Origin of the sequence: Pseudomonas sp., from assembly GCF_026224925.1 — a bacterium.
Lineage (GTDB): Bacteria > Pseudomonadota > Gammaproteobacteria > Pseudomonadales > Pseudomonadaceae > Aquipseudomonas.
On the sequence record NZ_JAMFRV010000236.1, the window covers coordinates 1 to 7,018 of the forward strand.

Below are 7,018 nucleotides of genomic sequence, written 5' to 3' on the forward strand. Positions count from 1 at the left end.
CCCAAGCGACGGTGCCCAGTACGCTGAAGAAGAAAAACCGTGGGTACGACATCTTGCCGACGCCCGCTACAAAAGGCGCGAAGGTGCGGATGATCGGCAGAAAACGCGCCAGGGTGACGGTTTTGCCGCCATGGCGCTCGTAGAAATCATGGGTTTGGTTCAGGTAGTCGCGACGGAAAATTTTCGAGTTAGGGTTGCTGAATAGCTTCTCGCCCAACGTTCTACCGACGAGGTAGTTGGTGCTGTCGCCGAGTATCGCGGCCAACATCAACAAACCTGCCAGCAGAACCGGGTCCATGCCGCCACCCGCCGCCACTGCGCCGGCGATGAACAGCAAGGAATCGCCTGGCAGGAACGGCATGACCACGAGCCCTGTTTCGCAGAAAATCACCAAAAACAGGATCGCGTAGATCCAGGTGCCGTAGTTGGTCACGAGCATGTCGAGGTAGACATCGAGATGCAGAATAACGTCAATCGGGTTGAAATCCATGTGCGGCACCTGTGTACATGACCCGATTCTGGGTCGCGCGCTTGTTAGGGGGAAGACTGCAAGGGCTGCATTATAGGGGGCGATGCAGGGGTCACCGGAACAGTTTGTCGCTAAGTGTGTCGAAAAATCGTCAGAAATACACAGTTTTTGTGTGGGCGAATTCATCGGGAATTTCGGGAATGCAGGCGATGCGGTTTGTCTGAGGCACCGCAGTGAATCCTTCGCGAACACGTTCGCTCGCCGGATCTTCAGTATTGCCGGGTTGGGTGGCTTAACCCGGTCACTGTGGGAGCGAATTTATTCGCGAATGCCACGCTGCGGTGTATCTGGTTCACTGCGCCGCGTGCTTCCCGAATGAATTCGGCCCTACAGATATCAATCATTCCTCTGTGATCGGCAACACATAGTTAATAAACTGTGTATCCACTTTGAACCCAATCGACTCATACGTTTTGCGTGCAACTTCGTTGTTGCTGCTGGTGGATACCCGCATGCGCACGGCCTGGGTGTCTTTGGCCATTTTTTTCGCGACTTTCAGCAAGTGGTCGGCGACCAATTGGCGGCGGGCGTCTTCGGCGACGTAGATATCGTTGAGGATCCACACGCGCTTTAGCGACAGCGATGAATAGCTCGGGTACAGCTGGCAGAAACCCAACAATTTTTTGTCGTCGTCATCGGGCAACGCCAGGTAGACCACTGACTCTTTGCGACGCAGGCGCTTTTCCAGAAAGGCGCGGGATGATTCCGGGTAGGACAATTCGCCGTAGAACTCGCGGTATTTGACGAACAGGGGGGTCAACAGGTCCAGATGTTCGAGGGTAGCTTGAATGATCCGCATAGTGGGGCCTCAATTTAACGACATTAGAGGGGTGATACGTCAACAGGCCGCTCAGCCGGTCGTTTTCGATGCTGCCTAAAGCTTTTAGAAAGCGCAATCCAATGGCGTTCAGTCTTCCGGTTTTGCCAGCAAGAAATTACTCTTCACGGGCACCGATGGATCTGATTCCAGCGTATGAAGTTGGGCTTCGTCTTTCAGATTCACGCCCGAAAGCTGCCGGCGACAGGCTTCACGCATCAGATAAAGCAGACGGTGTGCTGCCAAGCCGTAGCTCAGGCCTTCGAGTCGGACGTTGGAAATGCAGTTGCGGGACGCGTCGGTGAGGCCGACCTTCGGGCTGTAGGTAAAGTACAGGCCCAAACTGTCAGGAGAGCTGAGGCCGGGGCGTTCGCCGATCAGTATCACCACCATTTTTGCGCCCAGCAGCTCGCCGATTTCGTCGGCCACGGCCACTCGGCCTTGTTCCACCAGAATTACCGGGGACAGCGACCAGCCTTCGGCGGCGGTTTGTTCTTCCATCCGCTGTAAAAACGGCAGCGTGTGCCGATGCACCGCCAGCGCCGACAAGCCATCTGCCACCACTATTGCCACATCGACGCCGCCGGGATGTGCCGTGGCGTAATCGCGCAGTTGCTGGGCAGAGGCGTCGTCCAAGCGTCGGCCCAGGTCTGGGCGTTGCAAATAACTGTTTCGATCTGTTGCCGCGCTGTGCAGCAGCAAGGTTTCGCGGCCACGTTCGGCCAATTGTGCTCTGAGTCCCGCATGATCAAACGGCAGGTGTACGGCGTCTCGGGCTTGGGCGTGGGCGTATTGGAAATCCAGTTGCGCGCTGGTCGGCAGGCTGGTGCCGGTGCGACCGAGGGCTATGCGGGCTGGAGTCAGGCGGCGCAGTTCCAGCCAAGGGTTCTGGCTGTCAGTGGGCAAAACGGGGTTATCAGCCATGGGAACGCTCACTTATCCAAGATGCGCCAACGCATGGCGAAAGGCCGGTGGCAAGCTGTCACCAAAGCGCACGTGCCCGTCGGCTTGGGTAAAGATACCCATTTTAGCCAGCCATGCCTCGTACTCCGGCGCGGGCCGCAGGCCGAGGGTTTGCCGCGCATACAGCGCATCATGAAACGAGGTGGTTTGGTAGTTGAGCATGATGTCGTCGGAGCCCGGAATGCCCATGATGAAGTTGATCCCGGCCACGCCCAGCAGCGTCAGCAGAGTGTCCATGTCGTCTTGGTCGGCTTCGGCATGGTTGGTGTAGCAGATGTCGCAGCCCATGGGCACACCGAGCAATTTGCCGCAAAAGTGATCTTCCAGCCCGGCGCGAATGATCTGTTTGCCGTTGTATAAATACTCCGGGCCGATGAAACCGACCACGGTGTTGACCAAAAACGGTTTGAAATGTCGGGCCACGGCGTAGGCGCGGGTTTCGCAGGTTTGCTGATCGACGCCGTGGTGGGCGTTGGCCGACAGTGCGCTGCCTTGGCCTGTTTCGAAATACATCAGGTTTTGCCCGAGGGTGCCACGATTGAGGCTCAGGCCCGCTTCGTAGCCTTCTTGCAAAACGTTGAGGTTGATCCCGAAACTGGCGTTGGCCGCTTCGGTGCCGGTGATGGACTGAAACACCAGGTCCAGCGGAACGCCGCGATTGATCACCTCGATGGCGGTGGTGACGTGGGTCAGCACGCAGGCTTGGGTCGGAATTTCGTAGCGCTGGATAATCGCGTCGAGCATTTCCAGCAGCGCGACGATTGACGGCGTGCTGTCGGTGGCGGGGTTGATGCCGATCATTGCGTCGCCATTGCCATACAGCAAGCCATCGAGAATGCTTGCGGCGATCCCCGCCGGTTCATCGGTGGGGTGATTGGGTTGCAGCCGGGTCGATAAACGCCCGCGCAAACCCATGGTGCCGCGAAAACGGGTCACCACACGGATCTTCTGTGCCACCAGCACTAAATCCTGCACGCGCATGATTTTCGACACGGCGGCGGCCATTTCTGGCGTCAGGCCGGGGGCGAGGGCACGCAGGCTGTCTTCATTGGCGTGATCACTGAGCAGCCAGTCACGAAAACCGCCTACGGTCAGGTGGCTGACGGTGGCAAAGGCTGCTTTGTCGTGGGTGTCGATGATCAGTCGGGTGACTTCATCTTCTTCGTAGGGAATCAGCGCTTCTTCAAGGAAATGCTTGAGCGGGGTATCCGCCAGCGCCATCTGCGCGGCCACTCGCTCGCCGTCGTTGGTTGCGGCAACGCCTGCCAGAAAATCCCCGGAGCGTGCCGGGCTGGCCTTGGCCATCAGCTCTTTGAGGGTGTCGAAACGGTAGGTCTGGGCGCCGACGGTATGGGCAAACGCAGCCATGGACGGTGTCCTCCTGTGGTTCTGCCAGCGCGCGCCGTACCTCTGGCCTGCACTCGAATGGGGCCTGTGCCGGGCGCGGGCCCGACACAGGTGCAACTTAGATACCCGTCAGCATAGCGTCCGCTGGGGCGTCGGAGCGTTGTTTTGCAGTCAGTTGGAAGTAAACGAAACCGATGACCATAAAGCAAATGAAGATCAAACCAATCACCGCGTTGAACCACGCCATTGCCACCAGGCACACCAGCGCCAAAAACAGCGCGATGCCCGGCACGATCGGGTAGCCCGGTGCGCGGAAGGTACGCTCCAGCAGCGGTTCGGTTTTGCGCAGTTTAAACAGGCTGAGCATGCTGATGATGTACATCACGATGGCACCGAACACTGACATGGTGATCATCGCGGCGGTCAGGGTCATGCCCTGCAAGTTCACCAGGCCGTCGCTGTAGATCGCGGCGATACCTATCACGCCACCGGCCAAAATTGCCCGGTGCGGCGTTTGGAAGCGCGACAGTTTAGCCAAGCCTTTTGGCAGATAACCCGCACGCGCCAAGGCGAAGAACTGGCGCGAGTAGCCGAGGATGATGCCGTGAAAGCTCGCCACCAGGCCGAACAAACCGATCCACACCAGCATGTGCATCCAGCTGGAGTTGGTGCCGACCACGGCTTTCATCGCCTGCGGCAGCGGGTCGTTGATGTTCGACAGTTGGCGCCAATCGCCCACGCCGCCGGCCATCACCATCACGCCAAGGGCCAGGAATACCAGGGTCAAGATGCCGCTTAAGTAAGCTTTGGGGATAGTGCGCTTGGGGTCTTTGGCTTCTTCGGCAGCCATGGCCGCGCCTTCGATGGCGAGGAAGAACCAGATGGCGAAGGGGATAGCGGCGAAGATGCCGGGCACCGAGGCGATGCTAAAGGTATCGGCGCCAGACCAGCCATTCAGTGCGAAGTTACTGAAGCTGAAGCCCGGCATGACCACGCCCATGAACACCAGCAGCTCAAGGACGGCCAGAACGGTGACCACCAGTTCAAAGGTGGCCGCGATGCTGACGCCCAAGATATTCAGGCCCATGAAGATGATGTACGCGCCGACGGCCGCGTGTTTGGGGTTTAGTTCCGGAAACTGTACGTTCAAGTAAGCGCCGATGGCCATGGCAATCGCCGGTGGCGCAAAAACGAACTCGATCAAGGTGGCAAGGCCGGCAACCAATCCAGCTTTTTCGCCAAAGGCTCGGCGGCTGTAGGCAAACGGGCCGCCCGCGTGTGGGATAGCCGTGGTTAATTCAGTAAAGCTAAAGATGAAACAGGTGTACATCGTCGCGACAATCAACGTGGTGATTAAAAACCCCAGCGTCCCTGCCGCGCCCCAGCCGTAACTCCAGCCGAAATACTCGCCGGAAATGACCAGCCCTACGCAAATACCCCATAGATGCAGGGTACCCAGTGTTGGTTTGAGCGTTGTCGTAGTAGTCATAAGCCCTCGCGTCCGCATTGTTGGTTTCTTGAACTTTCAATTACGAGAACTGCTGCTCGATGGTTAAACGCATGCAACCCCCGCGCCAATTGCGAACTAGCCGCAACTGACCGGGGGTTATGAGAACGCGTTTAAAGTGCGGACTTAGAAGAAGCCCAGCGGGTTAGTGTCGTAGCTCACCAACAAGTTTTTAGTCTGTTGGTAGTGCTCAAGTGCAACTTTGTGGGTTTCGCGGCCTACACCGGACTTTTTGTAGCCACCGAACGCGGCGTGTGCCGGGTACAAGTGGTAGCAGTTGGTCCACACGCGACCGGCTTTCAATGCCCGGCCAACGCGGTAAGCGCGGTTGATGTCGCGAGTCCACACACCGGCGCCCAGGCCGAACTGGGTGTCGTTAGCGATGGCGATGGCTTCGGCTTCATCTTTGAAGGTGGTGATACTCACCACCGGGCCAAAGATTTCCTCCTGGAACACGCGCATCTTGTTGTTGCCTTTCAGCAGCGTCGGCTGGATGTAGTAGCCGCCAGCCATGTCGCCGCTAAGGCGCTCTACGCTACCGCCAGTCAGCAGCTCGGCGCCTTCGCCTTTGGCGATTTCCAGGTACGAGAGAATCTTGTCGAATTGCTGTTCCGAAGCCTGAGCGCCAACCATGCAGTCGGTGTCCAGCGGGTCACCACGTTTGATTTGTTCGACCTTCTTCAGTACGGCCTTGATGAACTCGGGGTAGATCGACTCTTGTACCAGCGCCCGTGATGGGCAGGTGCACACTTCTCCTTGGTTAAAGAACGCCAGCACCATGCCTTCGGCCGCTTTGTCGATGAACTCCGGCTCGGCCTGCATGATGTCTTCGAAGAAGATGTTCGGCGACTTGCCGCCCAGTTCAACGGTGGACGGAATGATGTTTTCCGCCGCCAGTTTCATGATGTGCGAGCCAACTGGGGTTGACCCGGTAAACGCGATCTTGGCAATACGCTTGCTGCTGGCCAGTGCTTCACCTGCTTCACGGCCATAACCCTGGACGATGTTCAGCACGCCAGGTGGCAGCAGATCACCGATTAACTCCATCAGCACAGTGATGCCCAGCGGGGTTTGTTCGGCCGGTTTCAGCACGACGCAGTTACCGGCAGCCAGCGCAGGGGCGAGTTTCCAGGCGGCCATCAACAGTGGGAAGTTCCACGGAATGATTTGCCCGACCACGCCCAGTGGTTCATGGATGTGATAAGCCACAGTGTTGCCGTCGATTTCTGCAGCGCTGCCTTCTTGGGCGCGCAGGCAACCAGCGAAGTAACGGAAGTGGTCGACTGCCAGCGGGATGTCGGCGTTCAGGGTTTCACGGACGGCTTTACCGTTGTCCCAAGTCTCAGTCACCGCCAGCAGTTCGAGGTTTTGCTCGATACGGTCGGCGATTTTCAGCAGAACCAGTGAACGAGCCTGGACGGAGGTTTTGCCCCAGGCATCGGCCGCAGCGTGGGCAGCATCCAGTGCTTTATCGACGTCTTCGGCGCTGGACCGTGGAAATTCGGCGATGAGCTTGCCGTTGACTGGGGAAATATTTTCGAAGTATTGGCCTTTGACCGGCGGCACGAATTCGCCACCAATGTAGTTGCCGTAACGGCTCTTGAAGGAAACGATAGAACCTTCAGTTCCGGGATGGGCGTAACGCATGATGAGTGTCTCCTGGCTTTTGTGTTTATAGGGGAGTACGCGCTATAGCGCTTGAGTTAAGCGTAGAGCAAAGGTCGGGCCAGCGCCTCGTGGCACCCGGTTTATAAGGCCTTGAGGCAGTTTTCCTGCGACAAAATGCCTTTTTTGTAACGCAATCGATACGGCGCGGGTGACACTTTGTACCGTTAGTGGCGCAGCGTTATGTTCG

The 7,018-nt window shown here is 57.8% G+C and carries 6 protein-coding genes; all 6 read right to left on the minus strand.

The window, feature by feature from the left end:
• On the minus strand, nucleotides 1–490 hold a 490-nt coding region (locus tag M0974_RS10190), incomplete at its 3' end, for a DedA family protein (RefSeq protein ID WP_297835883.1).
• Between the two features lie 379 nt (nucleotides 491–869).
• On the minus strand, nucleotides 870–1,328 hold the full coding sequence (locus M0974_RS10195; RefSeq protein WP_297835885.1) for an N-acetyltransferase: 459 nt from the start codon (nucleotides 1,326–1,328) through the stop codon (nucleotides 870–872).
• A 108-nt stretch (nucleotides 1,329–1,436) separates the two neighbouring features.
• Complete coding sequence (gene eutC / locus M0974_RS10200) at nucleotides 1,437–2,270, minus strand: ethanolamine ammonia-lyase subunit EutC (RefSeq protein WP_297835887.1); 834 nt, start codon at nucleotides 2,268–2,270, stop codon at nucleotides 1,437–1,439.
• Nucleotides 2,271–2,282: 12 nt separating this feature from the next.
• On the minus strand, nucleotides 2,283–3,677 hold the full coding sequence (locus M0974_RS10205) for an ethanolamine ammonia-lyase subunit EutB (protein ID WP_297835889.1): 1,395 nt from the start codon (nucleotides 3,675–3,677) through the stop codon (nucleotides 2,283–2,285).
• A 97-nt stretch (nucleotides 3,678–3,774) separates the two neighbouring features.
• Nucleotides 3,775–5,145 (minus strand): ethanolamine permease, encoded by a 1,371-nt coding sequence (eat, locus tag M0974_RS10210; protein WP_297835891.1) that lies wholly within the window; start codon nucleotides 5,143–5,145, stop codon nucleotides 3,775–3,777.
• 144 nt (nucleotides 5,146–5,289) lie between these two features.
• Complete coding sequence (locus M0974_RS10215; RefSeq protein WP_297835893.1) at nucleotides 5,290–6,810, minus strand: aldehyde dehydrogenase family protein; 1,521 nt, start codon at nucleotides 6,808–6,810, stop codon at nucleotides 5,290–5,292.
• Nucleotides 6,811–7,018: the final 208 nt, after the last annotated feature.